We start from the raw sequence: 20557 nt of genomic DNA, 5'->3' as shown, positions 1-20557 counted from the left end.
AGCGAGGATTTTCTGATGACGATCAGCACCATTCTCATCATTATTCTTATTCTTATCCTGATCGGCGCGGTTCCGGCGTGGCCGCATTCTCGGTCCTGGGGTTACGGCCCATCGGGCATCGTCGGCGTCATCCTGATCGTTGTCTTGGTGCTGCTGTTGATGGGCCGGATCTGAGCGCAATCATTGGTCCGGACAAGCGGCGGATGACCGTCAGACCATCCGTCTTTTTCAACTTCCTTATTGGGCAGCTTGCTGCACCGGCTTGGTTGTGGCGACGCCGATATCCTCAAGCGCTTCCGATACTGCATCTTCCAGCGGCGTGTGCGGGATCGTACCGATAATGCCTTCCAGCCGGCCTGAAGCCAGCCGGTGCGGCTCGAAGCGGAGATAGGACATCGAAACGATCTCGCGCCACATCGCCACGAACGGGCTGCCGGCGCGCAGCACCCACCACGGCATCTTCGTCAGCTTCAGCGCGTGCCCGAGCGCCTTCTCCGCGGCCGCCTTGATGTCCAGATCGGTCACCGCATGGCCAGGAAAATTCAGCGCCTCGTATGAGCCGAGCTTGTGGAGATTGTCAGCCAGCCCGACGAAGGTCTTGGCCAGGTCGGGCAGATAGGCCCATTCATGCACGAGATCGACCGGTCCCGGTGCCGTATAGATACCCTTGGTCATCTTGGCGGCGACAACCAGATCGAACCACGATCCGCTGCCGGTGCCGCCGAAGAAATCACCGGCGCGCAGCAGGATCGTGCGCACCCGACCCGCGTCCGCCTCGCGGCGAAACAGATCTTCCATGGCGACGCGGATGCGGCCCTTTTCCGTCGTCGGGCGAAACGGCGTGTCTTCGGCGATCACCGCCGGCATCGGCGAGCCGTAATTGTAGACGGTGCCCGGGAAGAGATGCAGTGCGCCGTTCGCCCGGCAGGCAGCCATGACGTTCTCCGCCATCGGCAGACACTTGCCCCAGTCGGTGTAGAGCGGGTTGAGGCCGTTGAAGATGATGTCGACGCCTTCGGTGGCGCGGATCAGCGCTTTGCGGTCGAGCGCGTCGCCGGCGATTGCCGTGGCGCCTTTGAGCTCGGCCGGCACCTCGCCGCCGCGGGTGACGGCGCGGACATCGTAGCCGGCATCGAGGAAGGCCTTGGCCACCGTGCGGCCGAGCCGGCCGTTGGCGCCGAGAATTGCGATCTTGGTCATTGTTCGTCTCCGTGTTTGTGTTGAGACCCTGTTGTGGTCTCTTCGCAAGCGAATGAAAATTGACTAAAGATGGCAATCTGATATTCAATTTTGAATGGATATCGATTGGAACCTGATCAAGAGTTTCGTCACCGTGGCGGAGACCGGCAGCCTGTCGGCCGCCGCGCGAAAACTTGCAGCAAGCCAGCCGACGCTCGGCCGCCACATCGCCGAGCTGGAACAGGCGCTCGGCGTCACCCTGTTCCGGCGCGGGCGGCGTGGCTATGCGCTCACGGAAGCAGGCAGCACGCTCTTTGAACAGGGTCGCGCGGTGAGCGAGCAGGCAAGCGCCTTTTCGCTGCTGGCGCTGGGATCGGTCGAGGCGATAGAGGGTACGGTGCGCATTGCCGCCAGCGAAGTGGTGGCCGCCTATGTACTGCCGGAAATGATGGCGAGGCTTGGTTTCGAGGAGCCGGGCATCGAGGTCGAGATCGTCGCCTCGAACCAGGTCGAGAATCTGCTGCGTCGCGATGCCGATATCGCCATTCGCATGGTCAAGCCGGCGCAGAATGAACTGGTCGCGCGCAAGGTGACCGACATTCCGCTCCGCGCCTGCGCGGCAAAATCCTATCTCGACCGGCGTGGCCGTCCGCGCGAGGCCCGCGATCTCGCCGGCCATGATCTGGTCGGCTTCGACCGCAGCGATGAGATCATTCGCGGCTTTGCCCAGTTCGGCGTCCCGCTTGCCCGCAATGCCTTCCGCTTCAGGACCGATAATCAGATCGTGCTGTGGGAAGCAGTGCGGGCGGGAAACGGCATCGGCTTTGGCCAGGAGCCGCTCGCCGACCGTGATCCGCTGGTCGAGACAGTGCTGCCGGGTCTCCCGCTGCCGACGCTGCCGGTGTGGCTCGCCATGCACCGCGACGTGCGTACAAGCGTCCGCATCCGCCGCGTCGCGGATTTCCTCTACGAAGAGTTCAAGCGCTATTCAGCCGGTGCTGCCTCGGCTGCGAATTCAGCGCGGTGAGCGAGCCCGGCCATCAACAGCACGACGATCAGCAGCCCGGACAGAGCGACGAAGATCGGGCCGAAGCTCGAGTGTTCGGCGATGAAGCCGATCGCCGACGGCGCCACCAGAATGCCTGAGTAACCCATTGTGGTGACGACGCTCATGCCGGTGCCGGACGCCATGCCCTCCTGGTTGCCGCCGGCCGAAAAGATGATCGGCACCATGTTGGCAATCCCGAGGCCGCAAAAGGCAAAGGCGGCAATGGCGAGCCACGGCGAGGGAGCCAGCCCGGCCACCAGCATGCCGGCAGCAGCGGCAAGGGCCGAGGCGCGCAACGTCGTAACGGCACCGAAACGGTTGCGGACGCCATCGCCAAGGAAGCGCATGACGGCCATGACACCGGAAAAGGCGGCGTAGGCCAGGCCTGCGATGGCAAGATCGGCGCCGAGCTCCTGCCTGAGATACAGCGCCGCCCAGTCGAGCACCGCACCTTCGGAGATCATCGTCAGCAGTGCCATCAGCCCAACCAGATAGACCAGCGGGTTTGCCGGCAGCGCGAATTTGTGGTGCTCGGCGACTGGGTGCTTGTCCTCGGCGATCAGGTAGCGGATCGCTACGGCGATGACGGCAACGGCAAGAGCCGTCACCACCGTCGCATGGACGAGGTGACCGTAGTTCTGGATAGCGAAACCGCCCAAAGCGCCGCCAGCGAAACCGCCAAGACTCCAGAAGCCGTGCGAGGACGACATGATGGCACGGGACAGCCGCCGTTCGACTGCCACTGCATTGGCATTCATGGCGACGTCCATGCCGCCGATCGAACCGCCGAAGATGAACATGGCGATTGCCGCCAACGGCACGTTGGGGGCCAGAGCCACGACCAACAGGCCGAAGCTGCCGGCAAGTCCGAACCAGCGCAGCACAGTGCGCGAGCCATGCTTCGAGATCAGATGGCCGCACCAGGTCATGGCGGTTACGGCCCCGGCCCCGAACAACAGAATCAACAGGCCGAGCGTGAATTTGCTTATGTCCAGCCGGGTGAGGAACACCGGGATCTGCGGCGCCCAGCTCCCGGTCAGGAAGCCATTAGCGAGGAAGATGCCGGCCACTGCCCAGCGTCCACGAATCGCGGTCTGCGTCATTTTCTGCGCGTCCATCGGGTAGAATCCGGTCCGGAAATGGCTTCGCGCGGCAAATTAGATCGATTCAATTCACAGTCAAGCGCTCTTCGCCGAAAGTGCTTGGACCAGACGCTACGTCCTCTCGCGTCGGCCAACCATCTCGGCGGTCCACTCCGAAATCCTTACGGCTCGGGATAAGGCGCGCCATCCTTGTGCACAAACCGGCCATCAACGTTGGTGCTCATCATGTCGATGTCGGAGCAGGTGGCGACGTCGTCGGGCCAGCGCGAACCGACTTCGAGATAGATCGCCATCGCGCCCGATTTATTGATCATGTGATGGCCGTTGCCTGATCCTTTCGGAAAGGCCGCGCAGTCACCGGCGCGCAGCACCGTCTCGCCGGCATCTTCGACGAGCGTCAGCTCGCCTTCAAGCACGTAGACGAATTCGTCTTCGTGCGAATGCCAGTGGCGCTGGCTCGACCAGTTGCCCGGCGGCAGGCGCATGAGATTGATGCCGAAGTCGGTGAGCCCGCCTGCGTTGCCCAGCCGCTGCCGCACGCGTTCGGCACAAGGTGCATCGAACGGCGGTGGATAGGATGAGCCCTTGCGTCCGGGCACGTCGGCAACGTCAATCTTAGGCACGGCCTCCTCCCCTAGTGATCCCTGGGGCGCCTTGCCTCGAACTCGGCCTTCTTGGCATCGGAGGCTTCGATCTGGTTCAGTGCCTGCCACTCGGCATAGGGCATACCGTAGATGATCTCACGCGACTGCTCCTTGCTGAGTTCAACACCTTCGGCCTGCGCCGCATCGCGGTACCAGTTGGACAGGCAGTTGCGGCAGAAGCCGGCGAGGTTCATCAGGTCGATGTTCTGCACGTCGGAACGCTCGCGCAGATGCGCGACCAGCCGGCGGAAGGCAGCGGCTTCGAAATCGCGCTTTTGTTCGTCGCTGAGTTCGGTCATGTCTTTGGCGTCCCTTGGGCCTTCCGTCACACCGGTCCGGTGCGCGAGCCGAATATTTTCACCGCATGTATATCGGCACGTCGATCGATCGCGTCAACGATCGGCGCCAGCCGTTCGGCCCAGTCGAGGGCACCCTTAAGGTCGGCGATCAGGTCCTGGCGGATCTCGAGCAGCGCATGGGCAAATCCGTTGACGATGGCGTGCCTGAACATGGTATCGCCGCGCAGTGCGCCGTCATAGGGTTCGTTGTCGCCGACGATGAGGCTCTTGTCCTTGGCGAGCATGTCGATCAGCGGCCGCGCAACGCGATCGTCGAGATCCCATAATATGCCGACGTGCCACGGCCGCACGAAGCCCTGCATGGTCGGTGTGAAGGAATGCACCGAAAAGATGAAAGGTGCCTGCGCGGACGCTTGCGCCACCGAGGCGATCATGGCGCCGACGGCATCATGATAGGGGCGGTAAAAGCGGTCCAGACGTCTTTCGCGTTCCTCCGGCGCCATGGGATAATTTCCCGGGATGATGGTGCCGTCATAGAGCTGGCGAATCAGCGTTGGATCGTCCTCGCCGCGATTGGGATCGATCAGCAGCCGTGAAAAATTGGCAAGCACCGCCGGAACGCCGAGCAGACTTGCTAGTTCGCGGGTTACAGTCTCGACGCCGATGTCGTAGGCGATGTGGCGGTCGAACTCCGCCGCTGGCAGGCCAAGGCTGCCATATTCCTCCGGCAGGTCGCGGCGAGCGTGATCGGCCAAAAGCACCATGCCGCGCTTGCGGTCGCCTTCGACGATGTCGAAAGGCGCGAAAACTGTGGATCGGGTCATCGGCGGGAAAGGTCTGTTCGCGGGCTTCCTGGGAGGCTGGTATCGTCATTCCACGAAGAGAACGCTTGCGCAATGCCGTTGTTTAGCCACGGTTTCTGCAAAAAACTGAGCGGGGGCGACCGCAAGCGCGCCGGAGCCTTCTAAATCGATTGGAATTGGACAGATCGGCGCGTTGACATGCGTACGGACTTTTCCGAAAAGGGGCGTTGAGAGATGCAAATGTGGTTCTTGAGGGGTTTCAGGATGGGTTTCGCCGGCAGGCTGCGTGTGCGCCATGCCTTGGCCATGCCGCTCCTGATACCGGCAATGGGCCTTTTCGCGGTGATCACGGCCTCGCCGGCACGGGCCGATTTCCGGGTCTGCAACGCCACGCAGAACCTGGTAGGCGTCGGCATCGGCTATCGCGCCAAGGCCGGCTGGATCACCGAAGGCTGGTGGCACATCGAAGGATCGAGCTGCAAGACGCTGATCGAGGGACCGTTGTCATCAAGGTTTTACTATCTTTATGCAGAAGACGCCGAGCGCGGCGGACGCTGGGATGGCCCGATCAACATGTGCGTGGCCGAAAAAGAGTTCAAGATTGCCGGCGTTACCGACTGCGTCGCCCGGGGCTTTCAGCGCGCCGGATTTCAGGAATACGACACGGGCGAGCAGGCAAGCTGGATGGTCCAGCTGACTGACGAGCCCGCAACGGATGGCGCTGCAGCCGCCCCGGGAACAAACAGTCAATGAGACGCAGCCGCAAGGTCAAGATCCTCGCCACCATCGGTCCGGCCTCCTCGTCCGAGGAGATGCTGAAGAAGCTGTTCGAAGCCGGCGCCGACGTGTTCCGGATCAATATGAGCCACACCGACCATGAATTGATGCGGACGCTTGTCGGCCGCATTCGTGCCGTCGAGGAGGCGGTCGGCCGGCCGATCGGCGTTCTCGCCGACCTGCAAGGGCCAAAGCTGCGCGTCGGTAAGTTCGCCAACGGCAAAGAAGTGCTGACCGTCGGCCAGACCTTCACGCTCGACGACAATCCCGAGCCCGGCAATTCGAAGAGGGTCTACCTGCCGCATCCCGAAATCCTGCGTTCGGTCGAGGCCGGTCATCGCCTGCTGATCGACGACGGCAAGCTCGAGCTCAAGGCGGTCAGCAGCAACGGCAAGGCGATCGTCTGCACCGTCGTCGCCGGCACCACCATTTCCGACAAGAAGGGCGTCAGCCTGCCCGACACCGACCTGCCGGTCGGCGCGCTGACGGAAAAGGACCGCCGGGATCTCGACGCGGTTCTGGCGACCGGCGTCGACTGGGTGGCGCTGTCCTTCGTGCAGCGGCCCGAGGACCTGGCCGAAGCGCGCAAGATCGCGCGCGGCCGGGCGCTGATCATGGCCAAGATCGAAAAGCCGCAGGCCGTCGCCCGGCTGGCCGAGATCATCGAGCTTTCGGATGCGCTGATGGTCGCCCGCGGCGATCTCGGCGTCGAGATGCCGCTCGAAGCTGTGCCTGGCATTCAGAAGCAGATCACCCGCGCCGCCCGCCGCGCCGGCAAGCCTGTGGTGGTTGCCACGCAGATGCTGGAATCGATGATCACCGCGCCGGTGCCGACCCGCGCCGAAGTCTCGGACGTCTCGATCGCCGTGTTTGAAGGCGCCGACGCGATCATGCTTTCGGCGGAGTCCGCCGCCGGCGCCTACCCGGTCGAAGCGGTGGCGATGATGAACCGGATCGCCACCAAGGTCGAAACCGACCCGACCTATGCCGGCATCATCAACGCGCAGCGCTCGGAACCGGAAGCGACCGGCGCCGACGCCATTTCGCTTGCTGCCCGCGAGATCGCCGAGACGCTGAAGCTGTCGGCCATCATAACCTATACCGCCTCGGGTACAACCGGCCTGCGCGCCGCGCGTGAGCGGCCGCAAGTGCCGATCGTCGCATTGTCGCCGATCCTCAACACGGCGCGGCGGCTGTCGCTGTTGTGGGGCACGCATTGCGTCGTTTCTCCCGATGCCATCGACCTCGACGATATGGTCGATCGCGCCTGCCGCATCGCCTTCGACGAAGGTTTCGGCAAGCCCGGCGACCGCGTCATCATCACGGCCGGCGTTCCGCTCAGGACGCCCGGTTCGACCAACATGCTGCGCATCGCCTATGTCGGATCGGAAGTCGGACGCTAACGTCGGCGGCGGCTGCCGGATGGGCCGGCTGCATGGCGCGTCGTAAACACGGCGCCAGCCCGGCGCATCGACGGCAGTCGGGTTAGGATCGACGCCGAACTTCGCCAGCTTGCATCGGCCTGTAGCCGGCCGTGAAGCGGTTCGAAGGTCCTGTCCGACTTGAGCTGGAAGTCAGTTAAGCTAATCTCTCCTGGGAGAAAGAGGAGGGTGATCCAATGTGGATGCGCACTGATCTTCTGGAACTCCTCGGCATTGAGCACCCGATAATCCAGGCGCCGATGAGCGGCGTCACCACACCGGAACTCGCGGCGGCGGTCAGCAATGCCGGGGCACTAGGCTCGCTCGGATGCGGTATTCTGCCTGCTGCGGCTATCCGCGAGCAGCTCACGGCGACACAGCACGCCACCAATCGTCCGGTCAACGTCAACTTCTTTGCGCACCCGGCGCCGGCACGCGATGATGCGGCTGCCCAAACTATGCGCGACCGCCTTCGCGGCTGCTATGAGGAGGTCGGCCTCGGACCGGTGCCCGAGCCGGGCGAGCCCTTCCCCACCTTCGATCGTGAGCGTCTCGAAATTGTGCTTGAGCTGCGCCCGAAGGTGGTCAGCTTCCACTTCGGCCTACCCGACACCGCAATTGTGCAGCAGTTGAAAGCGGCCGGCTGTACTGTCTTGTGTTCGGCTACCACCGTCTCGGAAGCGCGCCAGCTTGAGGCAGGAGGGGTGGACGCCATTATCGCCCAAGGATACGAGGCCGGTGGGCATCGCGGCACATTCACTGGCGACCCTACTATCGGCACAGCCGGCACCATGGCCCTCGTACCGCAGATTGTCGATGCCGTGCGGGTGCCTGTAATTGCCGCCGGCGGTATCTTCGATGGTCGCGGCATTGCTGCGAGCTTTGCACTTGGTGCATCTGGTGTGCAGATCGGCACGGCTTTCCTGGCCTGTCCTGAAGCCAATGTGCAGCCAGTCTATCGCGCAGCATTGCGCTCGGCCAACGACGAGAGCACGTCGGTGACTCGCTGCTTCACGGGCCGCCCGGCGCGCATGGTGCGCAACCGGTTTGTGATGGAAATGGCTGGTGAGGAAGATGCTGCGCTGGCGTTTCCGCTACAGGCGAGTCTGGTCATGCCGCTTTCGATGGCAAAGGATAAAAGCAAGCGGGCTGACTTCTTGCCCATTTGGGCCGGGCAGGGCGTTGCGAAGCTGCGGCAGATGCCGGCCGCCGCGCTTGTGGAGAAACTCGTCACGGAAGCAAGCGGCATAGATCGGGCCTATAGGGGAGTAGGGAGTAGGGAGTAGGGAGTAGGGAGTAGGGAGTAGGGAGTAGGGAGTAGGGAGTAGGGAGTAGGGGGGCATGCGTTCCGCAGTGCAATCTACACCACTTACATACTGCCTTACTCCCCTATTGCCCTACTGGCTTCAAATGCCTTCGCCGGCAAGCTCCTCGGAAAGTGCGGCGACCTGGTCCTGGGCGCTGCGCATCATCGGGTAGATGCCGAGAACGCGCTGCCAGGCTTCAAGTGCCGACTGCTTGTGGCCGGTTTCGGCCATGATCTGAGCCAGGCCCGAAAGCGCGCCGAAATGGCGTGGTTCGAGCTGCAGGGTGCGGTCGATGTCCGCCATCGACTTCCCGTAGTTCTTCATCATGAAATGAACAGTGGCGCGCCGGTTCCAGCCTTCCGCATAGGTCGGCTGCAAAGTCACCACCTGATCGAGAAAATCGAGCGCGACATCGAATTTCTGATTTTCGATCGCCTTCTGCGACCATTGCATCATCAGGTCGATAGAGGCGCTGCCCGACTGGGACCACTCGCTGCCGATGCGTCCGGCGATGCGCTCGGCCGCCTTTTCATTGCGTTCGCGCTTGAGATCGGCAAACAGCTGATCAAGCCGCGCCTGTTTCGTCTTGACGACCGGAGGTGCTGTCGGCGGAGTTGTGGTCGGATCTTCAGCCCACGCCGGCAGCGAGACAGCGCCGGAAACGAGGAAAGCCGTGAAAAATGCAAAAAGAATCCGCATCGCGGGAATCTAGCCCCCGACGCCGGATCGTCAAACTGAATTTAGCGTGAGAGTCGCATCATGCGAACGGAGGCGCGCAGCCTCCGTCGAAACTCAACCCTGGCGCGCCTTGTAGCGCGGCGCGGTCTTGTTGATGATGTAGATGCGGCCCTTGCGACGAACCAGCTGGTTGTCGCGGTGACGCGCCTTCAACGCCTTGAGCGAATTCTTGATTTTCATGGTCTTGCCCGTCGGTCTGGGCCCGGTCACGGGCCGAATTATTAAGGCGCGCCCACAGACGCGCCTTTGAACTGTGCGTGGCTCATAGACGAGGAGCGTTGCCCGTGTCAACCGCAAGCGCGTTGCCTAAACGATACGGCCCGTTTCGTATCATCAAATATCCGCCACTGGCGCCTTGCGGCATTGCGCGGGCTTGCGACGGCTGGAATGATGCGGTTGCGAATTGGAGATCGTCATGCGCCGAATTCTTGTGTCCGCTTGTCTTGTCGTGCTCGCGGCAGGCTCTGGTGCCCATGCGCAGGAATGCGACCGCAACGACGACAGCCAGCAGATGATGAACATCTGCGCCGACGCGGACTACAAATCCGCCGACGCCAAGCTCAACAAGGCGTACCAGGATCTCATCGGCGGAAGTGACGCAAAAGCCAGGAAGCTGTTGCAGACGGCGCAGCGCGCCTGGATCGCTTTTCGCGACGCGGAATGCAGCTATTCCGCCGCGGACAGCGAAGGCGGCTCGATCTATCCGATGCTGATATCGGAATGCCTGACGCGGCTGACCGACGATCGCACCAAGCAGCTCACCGCCGATTCGACCTGCGCAGAAGGCGATGTGAGCTGCGCCAGCCCCGACGAGGACGAGAGCGGCGACATCCAGTAAGCCTAGGTTCTAACTTTGTGTTTGAGCATGATCTTTTCCGAAACCGGATTCCACTTTTCGCTAGCGCGGACCTTCGGTTCGGCATCATGCTCTAGCTGCGGCGGCTCACGCGCGTAAAATGGCCCATCTTGCGGCCGGGCCGTGCCTCGGCCTTGCCATAGAGGTGCAGCATCAGATCGGGCTCGGCGAGCAGCTCAGGAACGCGCCGGATGTCGTCGCCGATCAGGTTTTGCATGACGCAGTCGAACTGCCGGGCGGGATTTCCCAGCGGCAGGCCGGCGACGGCGCGGATGTGCTGCTCGAATTGCGAGATGGTGCAGGCGGCCTCCGTCCAGTGGCCGGAATTGTGGACGCGCGGCGCTATCTCGTTGACCAACAGCGAACCGTCGGCAAGGACAAAGAATTCGACGCCGATGACGCCGACATAGTCGAGCGCTGCAAGGATCTCCGCCGCCGCCGTTTGAGCCGCAGCCGCCGTCTCGGATTCTACTCCGGCCGGCAGCGTCGAGCTGTGCAGAATACCGTTGCGATGGACATTCCACGCTGGATCGTAAGCGGCGAGCGAGCCGTCGCTGCCGCGCGCGGCAATCACCGAAATCTCGCGCTCGAAAGTGACGAAGGATTCCAGGATCAACGGCACGTTGCCCATCGCCTCGCAAGTGCCGGCAAAGCCGCCTGTTTCCATGTTGCGGAAGACACGCTGGCCCTTGCCGTCATAGCCCATGCGGCGCGTCTTCAAGATGCCGCTGCCGTTGAACTGTTTCAGCGCAGCCGTCAGTTCCTCGTCATTGTCGACGGGACTGAAATCCGCGGTCGGTATGCCGATACCGTTGAGGAATTTCTTTTCCGCCAGCCGGTCCTGCGCTACTTCCAGTGCGCGTGCCGGCGGATAGACCGGCACCGTGGAGGCAAGTGCCGCGGCAGCCGCGACCGGAACGTTCTCGAATTCATAAGTAACGACGGCACTGGCCGCAGCCAGTTCACCAAGCGCGGCCGCGTCGTCGTAGGCGGCGACGATCTGCCGGTTGGCGACCTGTGCCGCCGGGCAATCCGGCTGCGGCTCCAGCACGACGATGCGATAGCCGAGGCGGGCCGCCGCCATCGCCAGCATGCGGCCGAGCTGGCCGCCGCCGATGATGCCGATGCTCGATCCCGCCGGCAGGCTCACGGCGCGTCCGTGGGCTCGGCGGCCACCTTGGCGGTCTGCGCGGCGCGCCAGCTATCCAGCCGGGCGGCGAGCTTTTCGTCGCTCAGCGCCAGCACCGCGGCGGCGAGAAGGGCAGCGTTGGCAGCGCCGGCCTTGCCGATGGCCAAAGTGCCGACCGGAATGCCGGCCGGCATCTGCACGATTGATAGCAGCGAATCCTGGCCCGACAGCGTCTTTGATTCCACCGGCACGCCGAGCACCGGCAGCGGCGTCATCGCCGCCGTCATGCCGGGCAGATGCGCCGCACCCCCGGCACCGGCGATGATCACCTTGTAGCCGGCCGCCTTGGCGCCCTTGGCGAACTCATAGAGCCGGTCGGGCGTGCGGTGGGCCGAGACAATCAGCCGCTTGTGCGAAATGCCAAGCGCCTCAAGCGTTTCGGCGGCGTGGCGCATCGTCGCCCAGTCGGACTGGCTGCCCATGATGATGGCGACGTCGGCGCGGTGATCGTCCAAGCTTCTGCTCTCCGGCGGCAAAGGCGCGCATTAGCGGAAATCGAGGGGAGCCGCAAGGATGGCCGAAACGGCAAAGCCGCTTATGCCGTCTGCGTGGCTACGCACATGGACTTGGGCGGTCTGTCATCGGGCGGCCGCTGCTCGGAAGCGGTTGACGAAGTCGTCAAGTTCAGGCCGTTCGGTATCGGAAATCGCCCAGTAGGAAAAGGCGCTGTCGCTCCAGTGGACCAGCGAGAAGCCACCAGCAGAAAGATCGACCGGTCCGGCTGTCGAGCCGGTTTCCTCGGGCGCGGCGACGAGAGTGATCAGGTGCTCGCGGTGCCTGTAGACCAGTGCCGGCACTGGCTGGTCGGCGATCACCTCGACCCGGCCGCCGAGCAACGCGAAGCCGTCACTGGCAAGGTCAGGTGCCGGCGGAGACAGGCCGACCCTGCCATCCAGCCAGGGTTTGACCGTGTGCCGGTCCGACGAGACGACGTCCACCGGGCTGGCTGCCAGCAGGCTGCGGCGGTGGCCGTTGGCGACCGCGGCGGCAAAGCTGTCGGGCGCCCTGCTCAGCATCATCCATTGCGTCGCGCCGCTGGCCAGCACGGCGGTAACGACGATCGACGCCGCCAGCGCGCGCCAGTCGAACGCGCCAAATCGGTGCATCGCCCTGTGCGCTGGCAGCACTCGAGCGGCGGGCGCCGGCGCCGGCAGCACTTTCTCCATACCGGCTGTCCCGATTGCAGCGATGCGAGCCTTGAAATCCTCACGGACATCGAGCCTCGGCAGCCCGCTGACGACCGTCTGCAGCGCAACGATGCGGGCATGCTCGGCGGCGAGCGCCGGGTCGGCCGCGATGCGTCGCTCGACAGCCAATGCTGCTGCTGCGTCGAGCTCGCCATCGACCAAGGCATGGATCATCAGCGCCACGCCCGCCGGGTCATCGGGCAGTCCATCGTTGTGCGCGCTCATAGCGCCCTCCCAAGTTGGGATATCAGCAGACCGCGCGCCCTCGCCAGCCGCGACATCACCGTGCCTAGCGGCACGCCAAGCAGCGTCGCGATCTCGCGATAGCTGAGGCCGTTGACGTCGCGCAGCACCACAGTCTCGCGAAATTGGTGCGGCAGCGCGGCGATCGCCGCCTCGAGTGCGGCCGTGTCGGCCTTGGCGATCAGGCTTGCCTCAGGATTATCCGTATCCGGGAGGCCGGCGCCATATGCAGCCGTCATGTCATCGAGGTCGCTCAGGTCGCCGACGGCGACGATACTGCGCGGCCGGTTGCGCGCCAGCCAGGAGTAAGAGGCGTTGCGCACGATCGCCAGCAGCCAGGCGCGCGCATTGCCGCCGGCATAGCCGGCGATGCCCGCATGCGCCTTCAAACAGGCCTCCTGCACCACATCCTCCGCATCGGCGGCGTTGCCCGTCAGCCAGCGGGCAAGCGCAAGCGCATCCGCGAGATGGGGCAGAACCACCTCGCGAAAGCGCTCGGTCGCGGCCTCTTGGTTCAACACCGTCGCATCGCCCGGCATCCCGGGCAGAACCTTCCGAAAATCCTCACGGAGCGACGGTGATCCTGCCCTGCATGTGCGGGTGAAGCCCGCAGAAATAGGCATAGTCGCCCACTTTGGTGAAGGTGAAGGCATATGTGTCACCGGTGTCAAGCGCCTTGGAGCGAAACGAGGCATCGTTGGCGATCACCAGATGCGGGATGTCGTCGTCATTCTCGAAGGTCACGGTAGTGCCCTGCTTTATCGTCAGCACCGCCGGTGTGAAGGCAAAGTTCTCGATCTTGATCATTGGCTGGTCTGCTGCGTTCAGTGGCATGGCAACCATTATCAGGATCGCCGCCAAACCGAACGTGACAGGGGATACGACCAAGACGCGGGATGGGAAGCGGATCATCGCATTTCCCCTCAGGCCAGCGTGCTGTCGATGATGGCGAGGTCCTGCCCGCCTTGCTTGACCGTCACGCTGCTTGTGCCGAGCAGGCTGCGCAACTGGCCGGCAGGTACCGTCATCGGCCCGGGTGAGGCTGCGGTGCCCGGCGCCGGTTGCGGGAAAGCGGTCGAGCGCGCGGTATGAAAGGTAACGTTGCCTTCGACCTTCTGCATGATCTGGTGGATATGGCCGTTGAGTACGGTGACAGAGCCGAAGCGCTTGAGCAGGGCCAAGGCCTGCGCCGCGTCGTCGGTGCCCCAGCCCCATTCGGGATAAACAGCCCATAGCGGGATGTGGGCAAAGACGACGATTGGCGTCGAGGCGGTGACCGCCTTCAGATCATCGGCCAACCATGCCAACTGGTCGGCGCCGAGATTGCCCAGCCCGCCAGCCTTCAGGTTGACGACGTTGACCAGCCCGATGAAATGGACGCCGTTCTGGTCGAACGAATACCAGCCGGCGCCCTTGGTGCCCTTGCCGTAGCGGTCGAGATAGGCCTGGCCATTGCCGTCGTCGATCAGATCGTGCTCACCGGGCACATAATGTACGTCGAAGCCTGCGCCGCCGATGATCTGGGCAGCGTTGTCGAACTGCGCGGCTTTCGACAAATGGGTGATGTCGCCGGTGTGGATCATGAAAGCGGGCTTTTGCGGCAACGCCTGGATCTTGCCGATGGCCTCCTTCAGCGTGTCGATGGCGTGCGGGTTGGCAGCCTTGTCGAAGCCGATGTGGCTGTCGGAGATCTGAAGGAAAGTGAAGCCGGTGGCCAAGGCTTCTGCGGCTTGCGCCGCGCCGAGCAGGCTGAGCGAAACCGGCACGCCGGCCGAAATCGTCCACAGCACTCCCGTGCCGGCCCAGATCATGCATTCCAGTGCATGACGGCGGCTGATGCCGTCAGCTTCATTGTCGTGGTGGTGGGTCATACCGGTCTCCTGCAACGCCGGAATGGCGTCTGCATGGGAGACCAATGGGCGGGGTGGTTTATTCCGCCCGACGACCAAAAAGTCATTCACAGTGCCGTGATGGCGCACTGGCCCGATGCCAAGCCGGCGCTGGAAGGCACTGGCTCGACCACGTTCTGGCGATATCTAGTCCGGCCAGCGCAAGGCCCCGGCGGACTGCTTGCGAGCGGGTTTCATCGCATCCGCAGGACGCTCCTTCGCGGTCAGCACGGCGCGAAGTTGCTCGGCGACGATTTCTGCCTCGCCGGGGTGCAGGTTGCACGGATCAAGGAAGAAGTGACCGCGCTCGACCTCGTGGTTGCGCACGATGATGGGGGGCGAGCCCGCCGCCAGCGCCGAGGCAAGGCCGGCGGCGGTGAACCTGCTTTCAGGCGTAACAAACACCTGCAGGCGGTCGAGCGGATTGGCGGTCGGATCGGGAATGATATGCGCGGCGATACCGGGCAGTCCTTGCAATGCGTCTTTCCACAGATGCAGGGCGGCTTCCTCCCGCTGACGGATGCCGGCATGGTCGCGCCGCTCCCAGGCTTCCAGGGCCGCCATGGTGCCGGCAATGCTTTCCTTGCCGACCTTCATCGCCCGCGCAACGCCACGATTCTGGAGATAGGCGGCCCGCACCAGATCCTTGCGCCCCGTCACGATGCCGCTTGTCGGTCCGCTGAGGAACTTGTGCCCGCTATAGACGACGATGTCGGCGCCGCGTGCGAGAAAGCCGCGCAGGTCGTATTCGGAGGCGGCGTCGACGATCACCGGCACGCCCTTGGCGTGGCAGATCTCGCAGAACTCCTCGAGCGAAAGCATGCCGTATTGCACCGTGTGGTGCGCAACTACGTAGAGGCCGGCCGCGGTGCGGTCGCGGATCGCGTCGCGCACGTGATAATCCTGCGTCACGCTCACCGTGCCGGCGGGTATTGTCTTCGCCCCGGCCAACCGGATCGACTGGTCGATCGGCGCGCCGTAATTGACGATGTGACCGAGCTGGACGATGACCTCCGACTTGACGCCCTCAATGTCGTCCGGCAGCCGCTCGATCGCAAGAAGGCTGGTTCCGGTCATCGCGCCGGCAATCGCCATGGTTATGCCGCTGGCGCAGCACGCGGTGATGAAGCCGGCCTCGCCGCCGGTCAGGCGTGCAATCACAGTACTTGCGGCGCGCTGCAGATCGTCCATCTCGACCCATTGCGAGGCGATTTCCGACATTGCGGCAATCGCTTCTGGCACGATAATCGAAGCGCCGAGCGCCGTCATCGTACCGGAAACGTTGATGATCGGGCGAAGGCCAAGCCGTTCGCGGATTGTCGTGTTGGAACGGTCAGCGGCATAGGTCGTCATCTCTGCAGATCCTGTTTCGAACGATTTCAGGCGATCTCGACGACCGCCTCGATTTCAACTGTGATGTTGCCCGGCAGCGAGCCGACACCGATTGCCGAGCGGGCATGTCCGCCGATCTTATCAAAGACGGCGGCGAAAAGATCGGAACAGCCATTCACCACCTTGGGGTGCTCGCTGAATGTCGGCGTCGCATTGACAAAGCCAAGCAGCTTGACGACGCGCACGATGCGGCCGAGGTCGCCGGCCGCCGCATGCATGACCGCGAGCAGGTTCAGGCCGGTCAGACGCGCATGCCCATAGGCCTCTTCAACGCTGACGTCGTCGCCGACCTTGCCGGTGCAGAGCGCGCCGTCGGCGCGCAACGGCCCCTGGCCGGAGAGGAAGATCAGCCGTCCGCTCTCGGCATAGGTGACGAAGTTGGCGATGGGCTTCGGCGGCTCGGGCAGTGTCAGGCCCAATTCCGCGAGCCGGATGTAAGGCGTCATAAAAGCTCCTTGCGACAGCTTTCGCCGTCCGATGTCAAAAATGCGAGGCGCGAAATCGCGCCAGGAAGCTGCGAAGGCGTTCATTGTCGAACCCCGCCGCCAGAATCTCGGCGGGTGGTCCGACGGCGCTGACGCCGCCGTCCGCCATGAAAACGATGCGGCTCGATGCATCGCGTGCAAAAGCCATTTCATGCGTGACCATCAGCATCGTCATGCCGTCTTTGGCAAGGCTGCGAACGACCTCGAGCACCTCGCCAACCAGTTCGGGGTCGAGCGCCGAAGTTATCTCGTCGAGAAGCAGTATCTTCGGCTCCATCGCCACGGCGCGGGCGATGCCGACGCGCTGCTGCTGGCCGCCGGACAACTCGGCCGGCAGGCTATCGGCCTTGTGGGCGAGGCCGACCCGGCCGAGCCAGTGCTCGGCAATGGTGCGGGCCTCGGCATTGCTCTTGCCGCGCACCTTGCGCAGGCCAAGCATGATGTTGCCGGCGGCAGTCAAATGCGGAAACAGATTGAAGCTCTGGAACACCATTCCGGTCTCGGCTCGCATCGCCGCCAGGTCGCGCTCGCTGCGTCGCTGGCGTGTTCCCGTCTCGCGATAGCCGACCTCCTTGCCATCGATACGGATCGAGCCGCTGTCGTAGCTCTCCAGGAAGTTGACGCAGCGCAGCAGCGTGGTCTTGCCGCTGCCGGAAGGGCCGATGACAGTCACCACCTCGCCGCGTGTCACCTTGAGACTGACGGAGCGCAGGACCTCGACGGATCCAAAGGCTTTGGAAACCTCGGAGACATCGAGAAGTGCCGGATTCTGGTGCGAGGCATTGGACATCTTGCTATTCCCGGATGAAGGAGAAACGCTGCTCCAGCCGCCGGCTGGCCAAGGAGAGGGCGTAGTTGACGGCGAAGTAGACGAGCGCACCGAGAATGTAGAGCGGCATCGCCTCATAGGTGCGGCCGATGACCTGGTTGATTGCCTGCATCAGGTCGGTGATGCCGAGCAGCGAGACCAGCGCGCTGCCCTTCACCGCGTCGGTCACGCCATTGATCCAGGGTGGCAGGAAGCGCCTGAACGCCTGCGGAAAAATGACGTAGGCCAGCCGCTGGCGAAAGGTCAGTCCGATCGCCATCGCCGCCTCGGACTGACCCTTGGGAATCGAGCCGACGGCGCCCCTCAGATATTCGACCACCTGTGCGGTCTTGAAGAGGGTGAGGGCGAGTACGGCCGCCCAAAAGGATTCCAGATGCAGCCCCACCGCGGGCAGGCCGTAATAGACGAAGAAGATCAGCACCAGGATCGGAATGCCGCGTATGGTGTCGCTGAAGATGCGCACTGCCCAGCGCAGCGGAGCCGGACCGTAGACAAGGCCGACGCCCATCAGCACGCCGGCGATGAGCGATAGCACCACGACCAGCAGCGACACCCACAAGGTCACGGCAAAGCCTTCGGCGAGGAACGGCAAGGCGTAAATGATCTGGCTCAGCATCTCAGCGCGCCGCCTTGAACCGGCGCTCGACCAGCCGCAACGCGAAAAGCAGCGCATAGCCGGTCAGCAGGTACATCGCCGTCACCACCAGATAGACCTCGACAATGCGGAACGTGTTGAAGTTGATCCACTGGGCGCCGTAGGTGAGCTCGGGTACCGAGATGACCGATGCCACGGACGTGTCCTTGAAGAGCGATATGAATGTGTTGGAAAGCGCCGGCAGGGTTATGCGCAGCATCGTCGGCAGGCGCACGTGGAGCAGCCTTTGCCATGGCGTCAGGCCGATTGCCTTGCCGGCGTCGAGCTGTCCGCGCGGCACCGCCTCGAGCCCCGAGCGAAACACCTCGACCAGGTAGGCGCCGCTGTATAGCGATAGCGTGGCAACAAATGAGGTTTGCGCACTGTAGGCAATGTCGACCACCGTCGGCAGGCCGTAGAAGACCAGATAGACGAGCAGGATCAGCGGCACGTTGCGGATGAACTCGACATAGGCCGCGATGATGGTCCGCACCGCACGTCCGGCCGATACATACCAGACCGCCAGAACGAGCCCGATGACGATGCCGATCGCGATCGAGATGACGGCCAGTTCGAGGCTTAACAGCAGTCCGCCCCAGAGCTTGTCGAAATGCCGCCAGATCAGGTTGAAGTTGAGGGTATAACCCATGCATCCCCGTCATAGAGGGCTGTGATGAGAGGGGGGCGGAAGGACGTTTGTCCTTCCGCCTGCTTGCATCAGATGACCGGGAAACCGGGATGGCGGGCCGGCGGCTCCTGTCCGAAATAATCCTTGAACGCAGCGTCGTAGAGTGCCGTTTCATGGCCGAACATGGCGATGGTGAAGGTCTGGTTGACGAAGGTCAGCCAGTCGAGGTCGCCCTGCCGCAGTGCGGCGCCATAAAGCATCGAGAACCAGCTCTTGCCGGCATCGAAGTATTTGTCCGGATTGCGCGAGGCGAGCCAGCGGACCGTTGACAGATCGACCGCGGCAGCGTCGACGCGCTTGGATTCCAGGGCCTGCAGCACGTTGGCCTGCGTGTCTATCTGCATCACCTGCGACTCCGGCAGCACGATATGCACATTTGCCTCGGCATCAACGTTTTGCAGGATGGAAATCCGGGTCGCCGAACCGGCGGCAAGCAGCTTGTCGAAGGTCTTGTTTTCGGCGTTCGGAAGGGTCAGCAAGGCGATGCCTTCGACGTAGTAGGGCCTGGAGAAGTGGATCAGCTGCGAGCGCTGGGCGGTCATGGTCATGAACTGGATGGTGATGTCGACCTTGTTGGTGGTCACGTTCGGAATGCGCTGAGCCGGATCCTGCATGACGAATTCGACTTTGGTCGGGTCGTCGAAAAGCCCCTTGGCGAGAATGCGACCCATGGTGATGTCCATGCCCACCAGTTCGCCGGCGTCGTTCTCGAAATGCCAGGGCGCATTGGTGCTGCCGGTGCCGACGATCACCTTGCCGCGCTCGAGGACGGTGCGCAGCAGGCTGTCCGGCGCTGCCTGGGCCGCCGCTTTCTGAACGTCGACCGCGGTAGCGGCGCTCATCACTCCGGCCGTTGCAAGCCCGGCCATTCCCAGTTTCAGAAATTCACGCCTTTTGGATGTGTCGTTCACGGCGACCTCCTTTCGTGTTGTGTTCCCCTTTGGACCAGCGATACAGGCATCGGTTGCAACTGATGTAATTGTCTCTTACAAGAGACGCGTGTACTCTGTACAAGACAGATTAACATCAGGGATCGATAATGCAAGATGGCAATGCATTGGCCGCTCGACCGGACGTCGGACTGGACGAAGACAAGACCTCGGGCTCTCGGGAGAAGGGTCTCAACCGGGTTCTCCAGATTTTGGAGTTTCTCCACACTAACCAGCGCGCGATCGGTGTTGGCGACCTTGCCAAGGGGGTGAACGCGCCGCGTTCGACGACTTATACGCTGGTGCGCTCGCTGGTCGACGCTGGCCTGCTGGAGATGGCCGGAGACGGCAATCGGGTCTATTTCGGAAAGAAGCTTTATCTCTACGGAATGGACTATGTGCGGGGCAACGACCTGCTCAGGCGAGGGCGCCAGGAAGTCGACCATCTGTCGCGCGAGACCGGCGAGACCTCGGAGCTGTGCATGCTGCAAAGCGGCCGCTACACCATCGTCCATTCAAGCCCGGGAACGAGGCCATTCAGGATCAGTTCGGCGACGGGTCTGCAAATACCGCTTCCCTGGACAGCTTCCGGGCGGCTGCTCCTCGCCGGGTTCGACAGGGCGGCGATCGAGGATATGGTCTCGGAAGACGATCTCGTGCTGCCGGACGGCCGCAGGTTGCGGCTCGACGATTTCATAGCCGACATCGCCGTCGCCAAATCGGCCGGCTACTGCGTCACGTCCGGCCTTGTCGATGCCTACACGAAATGCCTGGCCGCGCCGGTCTTTTCAGCGCCGGGCAGGGTCGAGGCGACGATGTGCCTGGTGGTTCCGATCGATACTTCGAGCGAAAAGACCGACGATCTGATAGCGTTGTTGCGCGAGCGCGCCGCACGGCTTTCGATCGCGGCATAGCGC

26 protein-coding genes are annotated in these 20557 nt (G+C 63.3%); 7 read left to right on the top strand and 19 right to left on the bottom strand.

Annotated features, from left to right (window positions below; translation table 11 throughout):
• Nucleotides 1–15: 15 nt before the first annotated feature.
• A complete protein-coding gene (locus NKH98_RS02635; protein ID WP_023678456.1) occupies nucleotides 16–174 on the top strand; it encodes a DUF3309 family protein in 159 nt (52 codons plus the stop codon).
• Nucleotides 175–237: 63 nt separating this feature from the next.
• Here NKH98_RS02635 and NKH98_RS02630 read toward each other — a convergent pair whose 3' ends face one another.
• Complete coding sequence (locus tag NKH98_RS02630) at nucleotides 238–1200, bottom strand: SDR family oxidoreductase (RefSeq protein WP_352896504.1); 963 nt, start codon at nucleotides 1198–1200, stop codon at nucleotides 238–240.
• Between the two features lie 94 nt (nucleotides 1201–1294).
• On the opposite strand from NKH98_RS02630, the gene NKH98_RS02625 reads away from it, so the two are divergent.
• Nucleotides 1295–2206: a LysR family transcriptional regulator gene (locus tag NKH98_RS02625; protein ID WP_352476142.1), complete on the top strand. Its 912-nt coding sequence runs from the start codon at nucleotides 1295–1297 to the stop codon at nucleotides 2204–2206.
• Here the strand turns inward: NKH98_RS02625 and NKH98_RS02620 are convergent.
• The 4 genes from NKH98_RS02620 to NKH98_RS02605 all read right to left on the bottom strand — a co-directional run bounded on the left by NKH98_RS02620 (nucleotide 2164) and on the right by NKH98_RS02605 (nucleotide 5097).
• On the bottom strand, nucleotides 2164–3345 hold the full coding sequence (locus tag NKH98_RS02620) for an MFS transporter (protein ID WP_352896501.1): 1182 nt from the start codon (nucleotides 3343–3345) through the stop codon (nucleotides 2164–2166). The genes NKH98_RS02625 and NKH98_RS02620 overlap by 43 nt on opposite strands.
• A 146-nt stretch (nucleotides 3346–3491) precedes the next feature.
• The gene (locus NKH98_RS02615) at nucleotides 3492–3953 is read right to left on the bottom strand and encodes a cupin domain-containing protein (protein WP_254816512.1); all 462 of its coding nucleotides are present in this window, start codon (nucleotides 3951–3953) and stop codon (nucleotides 3492–3494) included.
• 11 nt (nucleotides 3954–3964) lie between these two features.
• Nucleotides 3965–4273 (bottom strand): DUF1244 domain-containing protein, encoded by a 309-nt coding sequence (locus NKH98_RS02610; RefSeq protein WP_254816513.1) that lies wholly within the window; start codon nucleotides 4271–4273, stop codon nucleotides 3965–3967.
• A 26-nt stretch (nucleotides 4274–4299) separates the two neighbouring features.
• Nucleotides 4300–5097 (bottom strand): N-formylglutamate amidohydrolase, encoded by a 798-nt coding sequence (locus NKH98_RS02605; RefSeq protein WP_254816514.1) that lies wholly within the window; start codon nucleotides 5095–5097, stop codon nucleotides 4300–4302.
• Nucleotides 5098–5364: 267 nt separating this feature from the next.
• Here NKH98_RS02605 and NKH98_RS02600 point away from each other — a divergent pair, with 267 nt between their 5' ends.
• The 3 genes from NKH98_RS02600 to NKH98_RS02590 all read left to right on the top strand — a co-directional run bounded on the left by NKH98_RS02600 (nucleotide 5365) and on the right by NKH98_RS02590 (nucleotide 8560).
• Nucleotides 5365–5829 carry a DUF1036 domain-containing protein gene (locus tag NKH98_RS02600; protein WP_502894192.1) on the top strand — a complete coding sequence of 155 codons (465 nt, stop codon included), beginning with the start codon at nucleotides 5365–5367 and terminating at the stop codon, nucleotides 5827–5829.
• Nucleotides 5826–7256, top strand: coding sequence for a pyruvate kinase (gene pyk / locus NKH98_RS02595; protein ID WP_254816515.1), 1431 nt, complete (start codon nucleotides 5826–5828; stop codon nucleotides 7254–7256). Before NKH98_RS02600 ends, pyk begins: the two co-directional genes overlap by 4 nt.
• Before the next feature lie 215 nt (nucleotides 7257–7471).
• On the top strand, nucleotides 7472–8560 hold the full coding sequence (locus NKH98_RS02590) for an NAD(P)H-dependent flavin oxidoreductase (RefSeq protein ID WP_352896497.1): 1089 nt from the start codon (nucleotides 7472–7474) through the stop codon (nucleotides 8558–8560).
• 120 nt (nucleotides 8561–8680) lie between these two features.
• Here the strand turns inward: NKH98_RS02590 and NKH98_RS02585 are convergent, their stop codons facing one another.
• Entirely contained in the window at nucleotides 8681–9280 is a 600-nt protein-coding gene (locus tag NKH98_RS02585; RefSeq protein WP_352454860.1) for a tetratricopeptide repeat protein, read from the bottom strand.
• 93 nt (nucleotides 9281–9373) lie between these two features.
• Nucleotides 9374–9499, bottom strand: coding sequence for a type B 50S ribosomal protein L36 (gene ykgO / locus NKH98_RS02580; RefSeq protein WP_006203764.1), 126 nt, complete (start codon nucleotides 9497–9499; stop codon nucleotides 9374–9376).
• 235 nt (nucleotides 9500–9734) lie between these two features.
• On the opposite strand from ykgO, the gene NKH98_RS02575 reads away from it, so the two are divergent.
• The gene (locus tag NKH98_RS02575; protein ID WP_352896494.1) at nucleotides 9735–10157 is read left to right on the top strand and encodes a lysozyme inhibitor LprI family protein; all 423 of its coding nucleotides are present in this window, start codon (nucleotides 9735–9737) and stop codon (nucleotides 10155–10157) included.
• Between the two features lie 91 nt (nucleotides 10158–10248).
• Here the strand turns inward: NKH98_RS02575 and NKH98_RS02570 are convergent, their stop codons facing one another.
• The 12 genes from NKH98_RS02570 to NKH98_RS02515 form a co-directional block, all read right to left on the bottom strand.
• Entirely contained in the window at nucleotides 10249–11325 is a 1077-nt protein-coding gene (locus NKH98_RS02570; protein ID WP_352896491.1) for a 5-(carboxyamino)imidazole ribonucleotide synthase, read from the bottom strand.
• A complete protein-coding gene (purE, locus tag NKH98_RS02565) occupies nucleotides 11322–11819 on the bottom strand; it encodes a 5-(carboxyamino)imidazole ribonucleotide mutase (protein ID WP_352504988.1) in 498 nt (165 codons plus the stop codon). Before purE ends, NKH98_RS02570 begins: the two co-directional genes overlap by 4 nt.
• A 123-nt stretch (nucleotides 11820–11942) precedes the next feature.
• Nucleotides 11943–12776: an anti-sigma factor family protein gene (locus NKH98_RS02560; protein ID WP_352504989.1), complete on the bottom strand. Its 834-nt coding sequence runs from the start codon at nucleotides 12774–12776 to the stop codon at nucleotides 11943–11945.
• Nucleotides 12773–13333 (bottom strand): sigma-70 family RNA polymerase sigma factor, encoded by a 561-nt coding sequence (locus NKH98_RS02555; protein WP_352896487.1) that lies wholly within the window; start codon nucleotides 13331–13333, stop codon nucleotides 12773–12775. Before NKH98_RS02555 ends, NKH98_RS02560 begins: the two co-directional genes overlap by 4 nt.
• A 25-nt stretch (nucleotides 13334–13358) precedes the next feature.
• Nucleotides 13359–13601 carry a cupredoxin domain-containing protein gene (locus tag NKH98_RS02550; RefSeq protein ID WP_502894185.1) on the bottom strand — a complete coding sequence of 81 codons (243 nt, stop codon included), beginning with the start codon at nucleotides 13599–13601 and terminating at the stop codon, nucleotides 13359–13361.
• Nucleotides 13602–13717: 116 nt separating this feature from the next.
• Nucleotides 13718–14665, bottom strand: a complete 948-nt coding sequence (locus tag NKH98_RS02545; RefSeq protein WP_352476153.1) for a metallophosphoesterase family protein — start codon at nucleotides 14663–14665, stop codon at nucleotides 13718–13720.
• 165 nt (nucleotides 14666–14830) lie between these two features.
• Nucleotides 14831–16036 (bottom strand): aminotransferase class V-fold PLP-dependent enzyme, encoded by a 1206-nt coding sequence (locus NKH98_RS02540; RefSeq protein WP_352896480.1) that lies wholly within the window; start codon nucleotides 16034–16036, stop codon nucleotides 14831–14833.
• Nucleotides 16037–16062: 26 nt separating this feature from the next.
• Nucleotides 16063–16521, bottom strand: coding sequence for a RidA family protein (locus NKH98_RS02535; protein ID WP_352504994.1), 459 nt, complete (start codon nucleotides 16519–16521; stop codon nucleotides 16063–16065).
• A gap of 34 nt (nucleotides 16522–16555) precedes the next feature.
• On the bottom strand, nucleotides 16556–17350 hold the full coding sequence (locus tag NKH98_RS02530) for an amino acid ABC transporter ATP-binding protein (RefSeq protein ID WP_352896477.1): 795 nt from the start codon (nucleotides 17348–17350) through the stop codon (nucleotides 16556–16558).
• A 4-nt stretch (nucleotides 17351–17354) separates the two neighbouring features.
• Nucleotides 17355–18005 carry an amino acid ABC transporter permease gene (locus NKH98_RS02525; RefSeq protein ID WP_254816526.1) on the bottom strand — a complete coding sequence of 217 codons (651 nt, stop codon included), beginning with the start codon at nucleotides 18003–18005 and terminating at the stop codon, nucleotides 17355–17357.
• Nucleotide 18006: 1 nt separating this feature from the next.
• Nucleotides 18007–18672: an amino acid ABC transporter permease gene (locus NKH98_RS02520; RefSeq protein ID WP_254816527.1), complete on the bottom strand. Its 666-nt coding sequence runs from the start codon at nucleotides 18670–18672 to the stop codon at nucleotides 18007–18009.
• A gap of 68 nt (nucleotides 18673–18740) precedes the next feature.
• Nucleotides 18741–19622, bottom strand: coding sequence for a transporter substrate-binding protein (locus NKH98_RS02515; protein ID WP_254816528.1), 882 nt, complete (start codon nucleotides 19620–19622; stop codon nucleotides 18741–18743).
• Nucleotides 19623–19750: 128 nt separating this feature from the next.
• Here NKH98_RS02515 and NKH98_RS02510 point away from each other — a divergent pair, with 128 nt between their 5' ends.
• Nucleotides 19751–20554 carry an IclR family transcriptional regulator gene (locus NKH98_RS02510; protein WP_352896474.1) on the top strand — a complete coding sequence of 268 codons (804 nt, stop codon included), beginning with the start codon at nucleotides 19751–19753 and terminating at the stop codon, nucleotides 20552–20554.
• Nucleotides 20555–20557 lie beyond the last annotated feature (3 nt).

It is taken from the genome of Mesorhizobium sp. M0833 (genome assembly GCF_040319905.1).
Taxonomy (GTDB): domain Bacteria; phylum Pseudomonadota; class Alphaproteobacteria; order Rhizobiales; family Rhizobiaceae; genus Mesorhizobium.
The sequence above is the reverse complement of the archived record's forward strand: the minus strand, read 5'-3'. Positions and strand labels throughout refer to the sequence as shown.